Origin of the sequence: Clostridiisalibacter paucivorans DSM 22131, assembly GCF_000620125.1 — a bacterium.
In the GTDB taxonomy this organism is placed as follows: domain Bacteria; phylum Bacillota; class Clostridia; order Tissierellales; family Clostridiisalibacteraceae; genus Clostridiisalibacter; species Clostridiisalibacter paucivorans.
Window position 1 is genome coordinate 43,188 of the sequence record NZ_JHVL01000003.1, and the last position, 15,789, is coordinate 58,976.

20 protein-coding genes are annotated in these 15,789 nt (G+C 31.7%); all 20 read right to left on the reverse strand.

Annotation, left to right across the window (positions count from 1 at the left end; all coding sequences use genetic code 11):
- Positions 1–4: 4 nt before the first annotated feature.
- Positions 5–367: a response regulator gene (locus Q326_RS0101890; RefSeq protein WP_026893840.1), complete on the reverse strand. Its 363-nt coding sequence runs from the start codon at positions 365–367 to the stop codon at positions 5–7.
- 17 nt (positions 368–384) lie between these two features.
- Entirely contained in the window at positions 385–1,539 is a 1,155-nt protein-coding gene (fliY, locus tag Q326_RS0101895; protein WP_026893841.1) for a flagellar motor switch phosphatase FliY, read from the reverse strand.
- Complete coding sequence (fliM, locus tag Q326_RS0101900) at positions 1,532–2,527, reverse strand: flagellar motor switch protein FliM (RefSeq protein ID WP_026893842.1); 996 nt, start codon at positions 2,525–2,527, stop codon at positions 1,532–1,534. Before fliM ends, fliY begins: the two co-directional genes overlap by 8 nt.
- Before the next feature lie 13 nt (positions 2,528–2,540).
- On the reverse strand, positions 2,541–2,954 hold the full coding sequence (locus tag Q326_RS0101905) for a flagellar basal body-associated FliL family protein (protein WP_026893843.1): 414 nt from the start codon (positions 2,952–2,954) through the stop codon (positions 2,541–2,543).
- A gap of 19 nt (positions 2,955–2,973) precedes the next feature.
- Entirely contained in the window at positions 2,974–3,711 is a 738-nt protein-coding gene (locus tag Q326_RS0101910) for an OmpA/MotB family protein (protein WP_026893844.1), read from the reverse strand.
- Between the two features lie 2 nt (positions 3,712–3,713).
- Positions 3,714–4,160, reverse strand: coding sequence for a motility protein A (locus Q326_RS18955; RefSeq protein WP_250160290.1), 447 nt, complete (start codon positions 4,158–4,160; stop codon positions 3,714–3,716).
- 9 nt (positions 4,161–4,169) lie between these two features.
- Positions 4,170–4,493 carry a motility protein A gene (locus tag Q326_RS18960; RefSeq protein ID WP_250160291.1) on the reverse strand — a complete coding sequence of 108 codons (324 nt, stop codon included), beginning with the start codon at positions 4,491–4,493 and terminating at the stop codon, positions 4,170–4,172.
- A gap of 24 nt (positions 4,494–4,517) precedes the next feature.
- Complete coding sequence (locus Q326_RS0101920) at positions 4,518–4,709, reverse strand: flagellar FlbD family protein (RefSeq protein ID WP_026893845.1); 192 nt, start codon at positions 4,707–4,709, stop codon at positions 4,518–4,520.
- 74 nt (positions 4,710–4,783) lie between these two features.
- The gene (locus tag Q326_RS0101925; protein ID WP_026893846.1) at positions 4,784–6,220 is read right to left on the reverse strand and encodes a flagellar hook protein FlgE; all 1,437 of its coding nucleotides are present in this window, start codon (positions 6,218–6,220) and stop codon (positions 4,784–4,786) included.
- Positions 6,221–6,299: 79 nt separating this feature from the next.
- Positions 6,300–6,674 (reverse strand): TIGR02530 family flagellar biosynthesis protein, encoded by a 375-nt coding sequence (locus Q326_RS0101930; RefSeq protein WP_026893847.1) that lies wholly within the window; start codon positions 6,672–6,674, stop codon positions 6,300–6,302.
- Between the two features lie 18 nt (positions 6,675–6,692).
- Positions 6,693–7,112: a flagellar hook assembly protein FlgD gene (locus Q326_RS18120; protein WP_026893848.1), complete on the reverse strand. Its 420-nt coding sequence runs from the start codon at positions 7,110–7,112 to the stop codon at positions 6,693–6,695.
- Positions 7,113–7,126: 14 nt separating this feature from the next.
- Complete coding sequence (locus Q326_RS0101940; protein ID WP_026893849.1) at positions 7,127–8,584, reverse strand: flagellar hook-length control protein FliK; 1,458 nt, start codon at positions 8,582–8,584, stop codon at positions 7,127–7,129.
- Between the two features lie 45 nt (positions 8,585–8,629).
- On the reverse strand, positions 8,630–9,856 hold the full coding sequence (locus Q326_RS0101945; protein WP_026893850.1) for a MotE family protein: 1,227 nt from the start codon (positions 9,854–9,856) through the stop codon (positions 8,630–8,632).
- A gap of 11 nt (positions 9,857–9,867) precedes the next feature.
- Positions 9,868–10,305, reverse strand: a complete 438-nt coding sequence (fliJ, locus tag Q326_RS0101950; RefSeq protein WP_026893851.1) for a flagellar export protein FliJ — start codon at positions 10,303–10,305, stop codon at positions 9,868–9,870.
- An 18-nt stretch (positions 10,306–10,323) separates the two neighbouring features.
- On the reverse strand, positions 10,324–11,631 hold the full coding sequence (gene fliI / locus Q326_RS0101955) for a flagellar protein export ATPase FliI (protein WP_034600888.1): 1,308 nt from the start codon (positions 11,629–11,631) through the stop codon (positions 10,324–10,326).
- Between the two features lie 5 nt (positions 11,632–11,636).
- On the reverse strand, positions 11,637–12,368 hold the full coding sequence (locus Q326_RS0101960; protein ID WP_026893853.1) for a FliH/SctL family protein: 732 nt from the start codon (positions 12,366–12,368) through the stop codon (positions 11,637–11,639).
- Positions 12,361–13,368 (reverse strand): flagellar motor switch protein FliG, encoded by a 1,008-nt coding sequence (gene fliG, locus Q326_RS0101965; RefSeq protein ID WP_026893854.1) that lies wholly within the window; start codon positions 13,366–13,368, stop codon positions 12,361–12,363. The genes Q326_RS0101960 and fliG overlap by 8 nt, the downstream gene beginning before the upstream one ends.
- 11 nt (positions 13,369–13,379) lie before the next feature.
- Positions 13,380–14,924 (reverse strand): flagellar basal-body MS-ring/collar protein FliF, encoded by a 1,545-nt coding sequence (gene fliF, locus Q326_RS0101970; RefSeq protein ID WP_026893855.1) that lies wholly within the window; start codon positions 14,922–14,924, stop codon positions 13,380–13,382.
- A 25-nt stretch (positions 14,925–14,949) separates the two neighbouring features.
- Positions 14,950–15,249, reverse strand: coding sequence for a flagellar hook-basal body complex protein FliE (gene fliE / locus Q326_RS0101975; RefSeq protein ID WP_026893856.1), 300 nt, complete (start codon positions 15,247–15,249; stop codon positions 14,950–14,952).
- Between the two features lie 101 nt (positions 15,250–15,350).
- Positions 15,351–15,788 (reverse strand): flagellar basal body rod protein FlgC, encoded by a 438-nt coding sequence (gene flgC, locus Q326_RS0101980; protein ID WP_026893857.1) that lies wholly within the window; start codon positions 15,786–15,788, stop codon positions 15,351–15,353.
- Position 15,789: the final 1 nt, after the last annotated feature.

A 15,789-nucleotide genomic window follows, 5' to 3' on the forward strand; every position in this document is an offset into this window, starting at 1 on the left:
TATTTTACCCCAATACTTTTTTTACTGCTTCAAGTACCCTATCTGCTTGAAATGGCTTAACAATAAAGTCTTTAGCCCCAGCCTGTATAGCTTCTATCACCATCGCTTGCTGTCCCATAGCAGAACACATAACAATTTTAGCATCATTATTAATCTTTTTTATTTCTTTAACTGCCTGTATACCATCTACTTCAGGCATAGTTATATCCATTATTACTAAATCAGGACTCAATTCTTTGTATTTTTCTATTGCCTTAGCTCCATTTTCAGCCTCTCCTAAAATATCATATCCATTTTTTGATAAAATATCTTTAATCATCATCCTCATAAAAGCTGCATCATCAACTATTAAAATACCTTTACCCATATTAATTCCTCCCTTTACTATTTACTAATTCTTTTAGATGGTTTCAGTATATCTGTTACCCTAATTCCAAAATTATCATCAATTACAACTACCTCTCCCTTAGCAATGAATTTTCCATTAGCAAAAATCTCCAAAGGTTCTCCTACCAACTTGTCCAATTCTATAATTGTTCCTGGACCATATTCCAATATTTCATTTATCTTCCTTGTAGTCCTTCCAAGCTCAACGGTTATTTCAATAGGTATATCCTGTATCATATCAATGCTTTCATTATATATTATATTTTCCCTTTTATCAAAGGAGTTAAACTTAACTTTTTGTACATTTACTTGTTCTTCCTTTGACACTTTATTTCCATTAGTTTTAGACTCTTCATAAGAATCACTATAATCAGCCTTTGGTGGCATATATATTTCTTCATTGTTGTCGTCATCCTGATAGTCTTCATATGCCAAATTGTTAACTGATGTATCTATATTTGACTCATCTTTATGTTCATCACTTTTAAGCAGTTCAGTAGTTAACTTCTTAGCAAAATCAAAGGGTAATATTTGCATTATCTGGCTGTCAATCAAATCTCCTACTACCATTTTAAAGGAAACTTTTACAACCTTTCCATTTATATCAAATATATTAGTGTCAACATCTGCATTATTAAACTGCATTTCAAAAGCTCGTGGTGGATCTATATCTATTTTCTTAGAGAAAATTTCAGACAAAGATGTACTTGCAGATCCTACCATCTGATTCATAGCCTCACTTATAGCGCTTAAATCCATTTCATTTAAGTCTCTATCAGTATTGGTTCCATCTCCTCCCATCATTAAGTCAGTAATTACCTTAACATCTTCAATTTTAAGTATCAAGAGGTTTGCACCTTGTAATCCTTCTTTATATTTTACATCAACAGCAACAAAAGGTCTTGGATATTCATCTGATAAATCTTCTAAAGTAATTACTTCCACATTTGGAGTGGTGATAAGTACCTTTTGGCCTAATAGTGTAAACAACGTGGTAGCTGCAGTACCCATGCTTATATTACCAATTTCACCCAATGCATCTCTTTCTACATCGCTTAAATCTTCAAGATTATTATCTTCATTGGTATCTTCAGAGTCACTACCATTAAGAAGGGCATCTATTTCTTCTTGGGATAACATATCGCTATTCATCTGTATCATCACCATCCTTTTTAACCTTAGTTATTTTAACTGCCATATTATTTCCAATAGTTCCTGATTCACAGTAAAATTTCAAACTGGAACCTATCTTTATTTTAGCCTCATCTGTTTTCATATTATCTAATCTAATGACATCACCAATTTGGAGTTCCAATAGCTCTCTTACACTTAAAGTAGCTGATCCCAATTCAGCTTTTAATAAAATGGATGATTTTTTTAACCTATCTTCAATAACTTCCATATCGTCCTTTTTACTACTTCTTTTAGTCTTTGTAAACCACAATTTAGTACTTAATCTATCCATTATAGATTCAATTACAATATGAGGTATACAGATGTTAAACATGCCTTCTATTGACCCTATAGATATATTTAAAGTAATAAGTGCTATAGTTTCACTAGGTGATATTATTTGTGCAAACTGAGGATTAGTTTCTATCTTACTCAATATAGGATTTAATTTTATTACATTCTCCCACGCCTCAGCAATAAGAGCCATCATTCTCTGAATTATTCTTTTTAATAATGTAATTTCTATCTCTGTAAAAGACCTACTTTCAACTGTATTCTCACCACTTCCACCAAGCAATCTTTCTAGCATCGCAAAGGCAATATCAGTAGAAATATCTATAATTATTTCTCCTGGCAAAGGATTAAATTCTATTATAGAAAGAAATGCAGGATTGGTTATGGCATTACTAAATTCATTATATGCATATTGGTCTACTGTCAAAACCGACGTTTTAACAGGTGCCCTTAAATACCCAGATAAAAATGTCTGTAACAATCGTCCAAAGTTATCATGTATTATCTCAAGGGTTCTTAGTTGGTCTTTAGCCATTTTCTGTGGATTTCTAAAATCATATTTCTTTACTCTCTTATCTTTAGAATCTTCCTTCATTTCTTTGGCATCAACTTCACCTTCATTCAAAGCCTTAAGTAGGGCATCTATTTCATTTTGGGACAAAACTTCAGACAATATTAATACCCCCCTACTGTACTATTAATTCATTGAAATATATGTTAGTAATTGTATTTGTATCATATATTTTGTTTGCATTCTCAGTTATTTCTCTTTGAAGATTTTTCTGTCCTTCTTTACCTTCTATTTCATCCATTGTTTTACTTCTTACAATTTCATTTATCTTATTCTTTATTAAAAAATTCTTTTGTTCCAAAGTAGTTTTTAATTCTTCATCTGTGAACTCTATAGTAATATCACATTTTAAAATCCTATTACTATCCTTTATGTTGCAAAATATACTACCTATATTATAATATAGGTTTTCTTTAGGTTTCTCCACCTTATTCTTATTCATTGTATATATACCAAAAACTGTGCCTGAAATTATAGCTATGCCTATAAGTGCAGCAACTGCTATAACTATAGTTTTTTTTGTACTCATGTAACCAACTCCTTGTCCTTTAGTTGGGTTCCCATTTATTATAGTCAGATTTGAGAATTACTATATCCACCCTTCTGTTCTTTGCCTTATTAATTGAACTATTATTAGGTGCAACAGGCCTATTAGGTCCATATCCAGAAGCAGATATTCTTCTACCATCTATACCCTTTTCTTCCTCTAAAAGCCTAAGTACATTAGTAGCCCTAATAACAGATAACTCCCAATTCGAAGGAAACCTTGCAGTATTTATCCTATCTGTGTCTGTATGCCCTTCTATTTTAATATGCTTATCTTTAAATTCCTCCTGAGTCAAAATATCACCAATATAAAGTATCACTTCTCTGGCCTTTGGCTTTAACTCTGCTCTACCTGAATCAAAGAAAAGATTGTCTAAAACTCTTATAACAAGACCCCTTTCATCTATATTGGTACTAATTTTAGATTCTAACCCTTTGCCCTCAGCATATTCTTCTATGTATTGACTAAGTCTTTGGAAATCCTCAGCCTCCTGTGTATCAAAATCAACAATAGTATCATTCTCTCTGTTTATATAAGGGGCATCTTGGATAGTTTTTCCTCCTTCAAAAACTCCTAATGAACCTTGAAAAGACTTTAATATAGCTTGAAATTTCTGAGAATCAACCTCTGAAAAGGAAAATAATAGAACAAAGAAACACAATAATAAAGTTACCAAATCTGCATAGGTATTCAGCCATCCCTGAGTATTTTGTTGTGACTGTTTTTTACGACTCTTCATATCTATTCCTCACTTTCCATTGCAGCTTCCCTTTCCCTAAATTGAGGTGCAATAAAGGTTTTTAATTTTTCTTCTATAATTCTGGGGTTTTCACCAGCTTGTATAGATAAAAGTCCCTCAACCATCATTTCTTTTTTAGCCAATTCTTTCTTACTCCTTCCTTTAAGCTTATTGGCCACAGGTAAAAAAATCAAATTGGCAAGTACTGCTCCATAGAACGTAGTTATCAAAGCCACAGACATATTAGGGCCAACAGTAGAAGGATCTTCTAACTCCTTAAGCATATTTATAAGCCCAATTAGCGTACCTATCATACCAAAAGCAGGTGCAAAGGTACCCATGGTTTCGAAGATTCCCTGTCCTTCACCATGCCTTTCTTCTGTAAATATAAGCTCTGTTTCCAATATATTTCTAACTAATTCAGGATCTGTTCCATCTACAATAAGCATAATTCCCTTTTAAAGAAATGTGTTCTCAGTATTGTTAACAGCTTCTTCTAATGCTAACAGTCCTTCTTTTCTCGCAATATTAGCTAAATCAATTATCTCTTTAATTAATTCATCTGCCTTAGAATCTTTTTCAGTAAAAACATTTTTCACTACTTTAAAAGTATTTAGTACATTTTTTAATGGAAAACTAATAAGGGTAGCAGCTATAGTACCTCCCAACACAATAAATATAGATGCTGTATCCATAAAAGTACCCAAGCTACCAGATAACATTATTCCCCAAACTATAAAACCTATTCCAGCAAAAAAACCTATACCAGTACCTAAATCCAATGTCTACACCTCATTTCTATGTAACTATATTTCCTCAATCAGATAGCGTCTTTTATAGCATGTAATTTTATCTATAATTTCATCAGCAGACTCTTTTACTACATATCTGTTTCCTGTAGTCAATTTAATAACAGTATTTGGTGTTTCCTCTACAAGCTCTATTAAATCTGCATTTATAATGAATTCTTTTCCATTCATTCTTCTTAATTTTATCATATTTTTCACCTTTTTTATACAAAATAGATGTTAAAATGACAGCCCATAACAGCCATGGGCTGTCATCTTAATCATTATCTCTTAAGATTTACTAGTTCCTGTAACATTTCGTCAGTTGTAGTTATAACCCTAGAATTGGCTTGAAATCCCCTTTGAGTAGTTATCATCTCAGTAAATTCCAATGATAAATCTACATTGGACATTTCCAAAGCCCCTGAAGCTATAGCTCCAAATCCACTATTTCCAGGTTTGCCTACCTGAGGCTCTCCTGAATTTCTGGTATCCATGAAAAAGTTATTTCCTATCTTCTGAAGACCCATAGGATTATCAAACTTAGCCAACATAATTTGTCCCAATGCCTTCTTTTCTCCATTGGAATAGTTACCTATTACAACTCCAGAAGCATCTATCCCATAAGATTCTATAGTACCTGCACTATTTCCTTGTACAATCTTGGGCTTGGCATCGGATTCCACTGCATATTGGGTAAGGCCAGCATAGTCTAGAGATATGGTATTGTCAAACTCCCCTGCATTTTCATCATATTTTCCAAACCCTGAAGGTAAGTTAGCTGCAGAGCCTACATTTCCACTATCATCTATAAACTCTATGTCTAAACTTCCCGATGATAATTCTCCATTCTTATCAAAACTCACAGCAATGGGATCTGTGCCTCCATTAAATTGAAAATCCACGCCTTCAGGTAATCCTTCAATATCCTTTATATCCATATACCATTTGTTTGATACCCATGACAAATCTGGTTCATCTGAAGAATAAGTTTCCCCTCCATTTACTTCATTAGTTCCATCAGTAACAGCTTTTTCAAACTCTAGAGTTACCTTATAAGAATTTCCTAAACTATCTTTTATATAGGTATCTGTAGTATAAGTCATACTATCATCTTTAACCACTGTATATGTTGGAGGAGTAGCACCATCAGACTCTACCCCAAAGGGTAATTCTGATCTAGAATCTAGGTTTCCACTTACATTGACTTCTGATGTAGTAGAGGGAGCCTTCATATCCGACATATCTATCCTTATATCTCCCACTTCACTGGTCCTATTTCCATCTTCATCATATTTATACCCTAACACCTTATATCCATCAGGTGTTACCAAATATCCTGCTCTATCCACCACAAAATTACCTGCCCTTGTATAATACCTATTTTCAAATTTAGTATCATCACTTACTATAAAATATCCATTTTCCCCATCTACCATTAGATCTGTAGGGTTATTTGTCCTTTGAACTGCACCTTTAGTATGTACAGTATTTATCGAGCCCAGTTTAAGACCTAAACCTATTTGTTGAGGATTTGTACCTCCCTTACCTCCTTGAGGTGCACTTGCTCCCCTAATTAATTCACTGAAAACTTCCTGAAAATTAACTTGTCCTTTTTTATATCCCACAGTATTTACATTTGCAATATTATTACCTATTACATCCATCTTTGTTTGGTGTACCCTCAATCCAGAAACTCCAGAGTACATTGACCTCATCATTTTAAAAAACCTCCCTTTATTATACCGTCATATATCTTCTATCAGTCAGACATATATAGCCTCCTCAAAGAAGGTCCAGCTATATAATTACGGCACCGTCTATATTTGTAAATACATTTTCCTTTAACTCCTCAGTATTAGCTGTTGTAATTATAGTTTTGTTTTTTACACTGGCTATAAAAGCCTTATTTCCCATAACTATCAATGCTTCTTTTACTCCTTTAGCCTGGGCCTTATCTATGGCATTTTCAATCTTTCCTAAATCCTGATCACTTAAGTTTATATTCCTAGTATTTATTCTCTGCTGAGCATGTTTTGAAAATTTAACACTTTTAGAATTTAAGGAATTCAATATCTGGTCAAAGTTTTTATTCTTTTTTATATCTTTTACTGTTCTTTTGTAATTATTTTTCGATACAATCTGATTTAACCTTTGTATCTGTATCTTATCCATACCATCAACTCCAGGATATTATTCTTCTTGGCTTACATCTCCATCTTCTGTATCTCCATTGCCTTCTTCCACATTATTGTCCCCACTATATGATTCTAAGACTTCTTTTATTTGTGATATATCGTCTCTTATATTGTCAATATTTACATTATTATTCATATTCATTATAGTTAATAAATCCTTTATATCTTGTTGAGACTGCTTCATATTTGCATTCATATTTTGCATTTGCTCTAATGAAGAAAACTGTGCCATCTGAGCTATAAATTCTTTGTCTTCAACAGGATTCATAGGGTCTTGATTCCTAAGCTGAGTTACCAGTAAATTTAGAAAGGTATCCTTATCTAAATCACCTTTTTTATCCTCTGTCTTCCGTTCCTCAGGCTTTGAATTTACATCCTTCCAAAGCATATCATTATTGGTTGATTCTACTGCCATATTAACATCCCCTTCTACGCCATAAAATCTATATTACTATTTAAATACATCCCTTTTATAGTGTTATTATTATGGGTTTCATTTACGTATAGTGTATTGTTTTCATATTCTGCACTATTTAATATTTTCTTTTTATTGTTCTTGCTTTTATTACTCATCCAATTTAAAAATTGCCTTTGTTCATAACTACCATCATCTGTTACAGAAACATCAAATGCACCTATGTCTAGACCTTGTTCATTCAAACTATCTTTTAATTGATTCATATTGGTCTCTATTAGCTGCTTTATTTCATGATTATCCACCGTAGCCTTTGCAGTCAGTACACCCTTCTCAACTGCCAATTTTATCGACAACTTTCCTAGGAATTCTGGCTTTAATTTTATCTCCATTTCTGAAGACTTATCTTTAATTACTACTTTTGCCTTGTCTAATATTTGTTCCAATATATTTTCTTTGTCTATAATAGCATTAAAACCTTTGCTATCTATTGCTTCCATATTAGAAGATTTATTATTAGATACCATCTCTATATTAAAGTTGTTTCCATTGTTTGTGACATCTAAACTATGTCTTGTATTACCTTCTGTAGGCTTTACCAAGTCTATACTCTCTCTATTTACTTTACTCTCCATATTAACTTTAACTGCATTATCTTTTATATCCCTTTGTTCTTTCACATGCCTATTATCATCAATATCTTTGATAAAACCTATATCAATTTCTTCATTCTTTATATTTTCTATATGCTTTTGACCCTGCCTAATATCTTTATTGCTTTTAATATTGCCTTGGGTCAATAATACGTTTAAATCTCTTTTTATATTCCGTAGACTGGATTTGTTATCCATATCTTCTTTCTTTAATATTTCATCTATATTGGCAACAATATCCTGTAGTTTATCTATCCCTTCTCCATCTTTTAAAATTTCTTTACTATGATTATTAAGCAATATATCAGATACTATTTTAATATCTTCCTTTAATGCCTTAATGCTATCAAATTTAATATGATTCTGCTTTTCAGCCTCTTTCCCCATATCCTTCAATTCATTATTTAGTACATTAAGCAAATCAATTATTTTCTCTTGATTAGGTGTTAATTCCACTTCAATATCCTGCTGTTGTTCTTCATACAATTTGTTATCTGATTTACATATTTTATCATCTTCTTCTGTCTTATCAGATTTATCAACATTGTCTATTTTTTTATCTTCTGTTACTTTATCATTTTTATTGTTTTTTAATTGATTTTTATTAGGTCTTTCTTCATTCTTTTCTTTACTTTTTATCGACTCATCTTTTTGATTAATATTTTTATTCTTTTTTGCTGGTCGTTTCATATTACTCTTTTCTAGATGAGACTCAAAAGTATTTTTTTCTTTTTTACTATATCTAGTATTATCCTTAGCAGATACTTTCATTGGAGATTTTAGCTTCATTATATCTAATGCAACCATTTGTCCACTCATCTTTTTCACCCCCTTTCAATAGCATTTATATATTATAAAGACATATTACAAAGTAAGTTTTTTAGATAAATCAGCTGCTTTTCTTGGTTCCATATTTTCAAGTATTTCTGATACCTTTGACTTTTTAATTTGATTCAAAACATCTACTGCAATCTTTAAATCATTAGTTTCATATATATCACTATTATCTACTTCAAAAAAGTCTATTTTTTCACCACTGCCACTCATCAATAGCCTCTCAAGTATATTAGCTACATCTTGCGAATTCATCTTATCGTATATAGATGCCAATTCCTTTATTTTACCTTCATAATAATTTAAGTAATTTATTGCCTTAGTTATTTCTATAGTCTTAGTATCATCTATAGAGTATAATTGTTCGTATTCTCTAATCCCATTAAACAGGTTCTTTACAAACTCAGTGTCGTCACCATATTTCAATATCCTTGCTGCATCAGCTATTTCCATATTCATGAAAATTTGAGATAATTGGTCAATACTATAATTATCCTCATTTCCTATTTCTCCATATGCTTTTTCAGGGTCCATCACTGAATATTGTTGAGATAACTTTAGAAGCTCTTTTCCTTCAACATTTTTCGCCAATAATACGGGAACTATCTGCTCTTTTCTAATAGGATCTATTCTATTTAAAAAGTTTTCTTTTATTTCTTTATCATAAAAAAATAATTCTGCCAATTTATCTTGCTCCATACTATTAAATACTTTAACTAGATATTGGGATTTTTCTCTATTTCCTATATAATTTTCTTTTATATCTTTTATTAAAACATTAGTTTTGGTATCTTCGAATTTTTTGATATCCTCTTCTAATTTAGATAAACTATCTTCTTTAATTTCATCATACGTTGCAATCAATGGGTCCTTTTTTATTTCAATATTTCTTATCAATTTAACTATATCCTCAGTCCTTTGTGTAGATATATGTCTCATATTGCCAATAATATCATGAAACAGTTCCTCGTCTTGACCTTTTATAATGTACAGTTTTTCTGAAGCACTAGTTTTATCTATACTAATATAATAATCTGAAATATATGCTATCTTTTCATCTCGCTCTTCTTCAGTGGGATATTTTGAAAAATAATCCCCTATAAATCCTGGGGCTTTTCTCAAATAACCCTCAGCCATATTATTGAATTTATCGTTGGTATTATATAAAATAATCATAATAAACATAGGTACCATTATAAATACAGCTAAAAATATGGATATTACTTTTAATATATTTTTTTTCTTATCCTTGTCCATAATAATCACCACTATTTTACCGTATTCTTAAAACTAACTAATTGATCTACCATTTTTTCTTCTTCCTTTTTCACTATATAATTATAACTTTCCTTATCTCTCTCTTTTAATTTTTCTAAAGTTTTCTTGTCAATAGAAGCTTTAACTAACCTGTCCTGTATTTCTTGTAATTCATTTCTAATCTCTAATATTAATTTGTTTTGTTCCTTTATTTTTATATTTAAATTTTTAATGTGCATATCTAACATTTTTAGTTCCATTACTTTGGCATTATTGGCCAGATCATTTTTCGATTTGTTTAATCCTTCTCTCTCTTTTAATAATCTATTAATAACCATCTCTGCTTTTTCTAGTCTAGACTTACAGTACCCAAATTCTTTATATATCTTGTCCTCAATAGTCTCCCTATAATCTAATATCCTTTGTAACTTAAATTTGAATTTTGTCATAGTAATCACCCACTAATTTTATTCTAGAATACTTTTCAATATAGACAAAGTTTCTTCAAATTCAAACGACTCCATTGTATCTTGAGTTAAAAAATCATCAATAGCATCTATATGGTTAATGGCCTTGTCTATCTTAGGGTTGCTTCCCATTTTATACGCCCCAATATTGATAAGATCTTCAGAATTTCTATATGTAGCAATAATGTCCTTTATGCCATTAGAATCCTTTATATGTGTTTTATCGCATATATTTGGCATGACTCTACTCACACTGCCCAAAACATCTATAGCCGGATAATGATTTTGGTTAGCAAGTTTTCTAGACAAAACAATATGTCCATCTAATATACCTCTAGCAGCATCTGTTATAGGCTCATTCAAATCATCTCCATCTACCAACACCGTATATAAGGCCGTCATATTTCCATTCTTAGAGTTTCCAGCCCTTTCTAATAATTTAGGTAATACAGCAAATACTGACGGTGTGAATCCCTTCGTTACTGGTGGTTCTCCTATAGCAAGTCCTATCTCTCTCTGAGCCATTGCAAACCTTGTAAGGGAATCCATAAGAAGAAGAACATTTTTTCCTCTATCTCTAAAATATTCCGCTATAGCTGTAGTCAATAAAGCACCCTTCATTCTAATTAGAGCAGGTTGATCTGAAGTAGCAACTACAACCACTGATTTTTTTAGACCTTCTTCCTTCAAATCATTTTCAATAAACTCTCTAACTTCCCTGCCCCTTTCACCGATTAACCCTATTACATTAATATCTGCAATGGCATTTCTTGATATCATTCCCATTAATGTACTTTTTCCAACACCACTACCAGCAAATATTCCAATCCTCTGTCCCTTTCCACAAGTAAGTAATCCATCAATAACCTTTATACCCAATGGCAATACTTCACTAATTTTTTGTCTGTCTAAAGGATTGGGTGGGTCATTGGAAACAGGGTATGATTGTGATATTTCTATGGGGCCTTTGCCATCTATAGGATTTCCCAATCCATCCAGTACCCTACCTTTAAGATTGTCACTAACATTGACCTTTAATGTATGTCCACTGGCAACAACAGTGCTTCCCGGGCCTATCCCTGTCATATCTCCCAATGGCATTAAAAGTATTTTATCTTCCTTAAAACCTACAACTTCCGAAAGAATAGGATTCTTTTTATTATAGGGGTATATATAACATAATTCTCCTAATTTTACCAATGGACCTGATGATTGAATTGTGAGCCCCGTAACTTGAGTTACTTTCCCTTTATATACAACTAATTCTGAATTATTCAATCTAGACTTATATTTATTTATATTTATCACATCTATCACTCGCTATTCAATGTCTCTAATAGTATCTTTTTCACATTATCCATTTGTGTTTTAAAACCTACATCTACCGTACCATTACTACTTTCTATAATACAGTCTCCCTTTTTTAGGCTAGAATCTATCTTGATATCAATGTTTTCTACCAAATTAGCCATTGCCAATACCTTATTCTTAGATAACTCGACTATATCGTAATCTTCTTTAGATACCCTTATGACTAGGCTGTCACTTATATTCAAACCATCTAACCCTTTAGATATCATAGATAAAATCGCCTCTTTATCCTCTTCAAGCTTCATATTTATAACCTTTTCAGATATGTTTATAATTAGGTCTATTACATCTTTTTCTATGGTATCTAGTACTAACTTTCTTTCATTAAGATATCCTTCTTTTATACTATTTGCCTCAGATATAAGTTTGTCAGATTCTTCCTTTCCTTCTGTATAACCAAGCTCATAACCTTCTTCATATCCCCTCTTCTTACTATCCTCTATAATTTTTTTAGCTTCTTTATGGGCATCCTCTATTAATATTCTAGCATCCTCTTCAGCTTTTCTTCTAATCTCTTCAGCCTGCACTTTTGCCTCTTTCACTATACTATCTGATTTCATTTTCCCTTTATTAATAATCTTGTCATAATTAGTTTGAGGGTCTACATTGGTCTGTATACCTTTATCTTTACTTTCCACCTCTACTATCCTAGAGGACTTTATTACTCTAGACAATTACTTCATCTCCTCCTCTAGGTGTTACTATTTCACCAGCATCCTCTAACCTTCTTATGACATTAACTACATTTTGTTGAGCTTCTTCTATATCTTTTAGTCTCACAGGTCCCATAAATTCCATATCTTCTTTAATCATTTCAACAAGACGCTTAGACATATTTGCAAAAATAACTTCTTTTACTTCTTCACTGGCACCTTTTAAAGCTACAGCCCATTGGTTATTATCTATTTCCCTAATAAATCTCTGAATAGATCTACTATCCAGTGATACAATGTCTTCAAACACAAACATTCTCTTTCTAATTTCTTCTGATAACTCAGCATCTTGAGTCTCTAATTCTTCCATTATATGCTTTTCTGTTCCTCTATCAACTGAATTTAAAATAGAAACTATAGATTCTATGCCACCGGCAGAAGTGAAATCTTGAGATACGACGGTAGAAAATTTGCTTTCTATTACTCTTTCCACTTCTTTTATAATTTCAGGGGTTGTCCTATCCATTGTAGCAATTCTCTTAGCTACTTCTGCTTGCTTTTCAGGAGATAGCTTAGACATTATTTGTCCTGCCTGATTAGGAGACAAATATGCCAATATCAGTGCAATAGTCTGAGGATGCTCGCTTTGTATATAGTTTAATAATTGGTTGGGATCAGCTTTACGAATAAATTCAAAGGGTCTTACTTGTAATGATGTTGTAAGTTTATTAATTATGTCCACAGCCTTTTGAGAACCTAAAGCCCTTTCTAAAACATCTTTGGCATAATTAATTCCTCCCTCTGATATATATTCTTGTGCTAAACACATCTGGTAAAAATCTTCTATTACCTTTTCTTTTTCTTCAGGAGATACCATCCTCATATTGGCTATTTCTAAAGTCAACTCTTCTATCTCTTCTTCATTTAAATGTTTAAATATTTCCGCAGACTTTTGAGGTCCCAGTGTTATCAACAATATTGCTGCCTTTTCTTTTCCACTAAGTTCATTTTTTCTAGCCACACTTATCACCTCTACTCCTCATTTATCCATGACCTTAACAGTTGGGCAACAGTTTCTGGTTTTTTATCAACAAAGTTGTCAACTTGACTTTTGTATCCCGATTTTTCTTTGTCAAAATTAATTTCCTCAACTTCATCAGATTCGATAGACTTTTCTCCTAACATCCTTTGAAGTTCCTCTTCTTCATTGATTTTTCTTCTTCTATATATAATTATTCCAATTATGACTATCAATGCTAGTCCAATTAATGCACCTATTATTATCATCATGTTTACACCGCTTTTTTCAGTATCTCCACCTACTGAACTTCCTGGGATTGATATATTAAATTTACCAGCAGTTACTGTTACATTTTTCACATCTGTACCAGTTGCACTTTCAACTAACTCAGATATCTCTTTTCTCTTTTCATCTGTTAATTCTCCATCTGATAAGGCATCTTGATTTATTAAAATTGCAACAGACAAATCCTTAACTTTTCCTGGACTTTTATTGATTTGTCTATTTATCTCGTTTAATTCATAATTAATTATTTTACTTGCCTTATCATATTTAGAATTTCCTCCATCCACTGTTCCATAATCAACTTGATCATTTGTATTGGACTCAGTGCCAGGTACTGCCCCTGAGGTTCCATTTACACTATGTTCTTCTACTTGTTCCATACTTCTAATAAGCCCTTCATCATTTCCTTCCACTGGAGGAGCAAATAATGTTTGATTAGTAACCTCAGTATCAAAATCAAATATAGCATTAGTCCTTACGTCAACATTACCATAACCAAATATGTTTTCAAGAAATCTCTTTACACTTGCATTCATTTTATTTTCAAATGCCTGCTTTATATTTAATTGATTATCTATATCATATCCATTATAAACATTTTCCTCATTATAAGACCTTCCATAATTATCAGTTATATTTACATCTTCTGCATTCATCTTTTTAAATGCACTAGAAACTAAATTCCTTATTGCTTTAGCACTTTCTTGATTTATAGGAGATTCATCATATAAGTTCAAAAAAACTGATGCTGTAGCTTTACTGTCTCTATCTAAAAAATTATCATCATTTGGTATGTCTATGTATACAGTCGCACTATCTATTCCATCTATTTCAGATATCGTAGATGCCAGTTCATTCTGCAATCCAAACTTGACCCTTTCTCTTTTTTCGTATTCAGTCATCGTCCAACTACTATCTTCAAAGGCATCTAATACGCTATATCCTTCCTTTGGCAATCCTTGTGTTGCCAATTGTATCTTCACTTTATTTTTCATCTCTACAGGAACTCTAATAGTCCTTTCATCATTGTTTTCTCCATTTTCCCAGGGAACGCTCATTTCATCTAATTTTTCAGTTATCAGTCCAGCATCCTTTAGAGATAAATCTGTATATAAAACTTCGTATTCAGTCCTTGTTAAAAAATATATTACTCCAGTTAATAATATAATTATTACTAGGCTGCCTACAATAAGTTTTATCTTTTTACTTTTATCCATTCCCTGCCAAAATTCCTCCAATTGGTTTTTGGCCTTTGCTATGGTTTCAGACACTTAATCACCTCATTCCCTACTACGATTAGATTTGCATTCTCATGATTTCTTTATAGGCATCTACAACTTTATTTCTAATACTCGTTGTCAACTGCAAAGCAATACTTGCCTTTTCAGAAGCTATCATAACCTCATGAATATTATCAACTTTACCAACTGCCATCATTTCTTTGTATTTTTCAGATTCCAATTGTAAACTATTTACATCATCTAAAGCACTCTTTAGATACTGAGAAAAATTTATTTTATTATCATTTGCTATATCTCCATTTGCATCTATATTTTTCTGTATTTTATACATGGAATCTAACCCTGTAATCTTCACAAAATCCCTCCACTTCATATAAAATATGATAGCTAATATTATGTCTTATATAAATTATTTGATTTTATCTTTTACTATTAAATATATATAATAATTTTAATTTATTTGCCAATACTTAATGCCTTCATAGCCATAGTTTTAGAAGAATTCAACGCAGTAATATTGGCTTCATACCCTCTAGATGCAGATATCATGTCCACCATTTCTTTAACTATATCTACATTAGGCTTTTTTACATATCCATTTTCATCTGCATCTGGATGCCCTGGTTCATAGGTTGATTTTAAAGGAGTCTTATCTTCTACTATTTTACTTACTTTTACTCCATCACTCTTTATGGCAGAATTAGTATATTTACTTAACATGTTTTCAAAAGTATTATTATTTTCTTTAAACAAAACCATTTTTCTCCTATATGGAGTGCCATTAGACGTCCTTGTTGTATTGACATTGGCCATATTTTGAGAAATAATATCCATCCTCGTTCTTTCTGCTGTAAGTCCAGATGCACTTACATTTATAGAATTAAAAAAACTCATT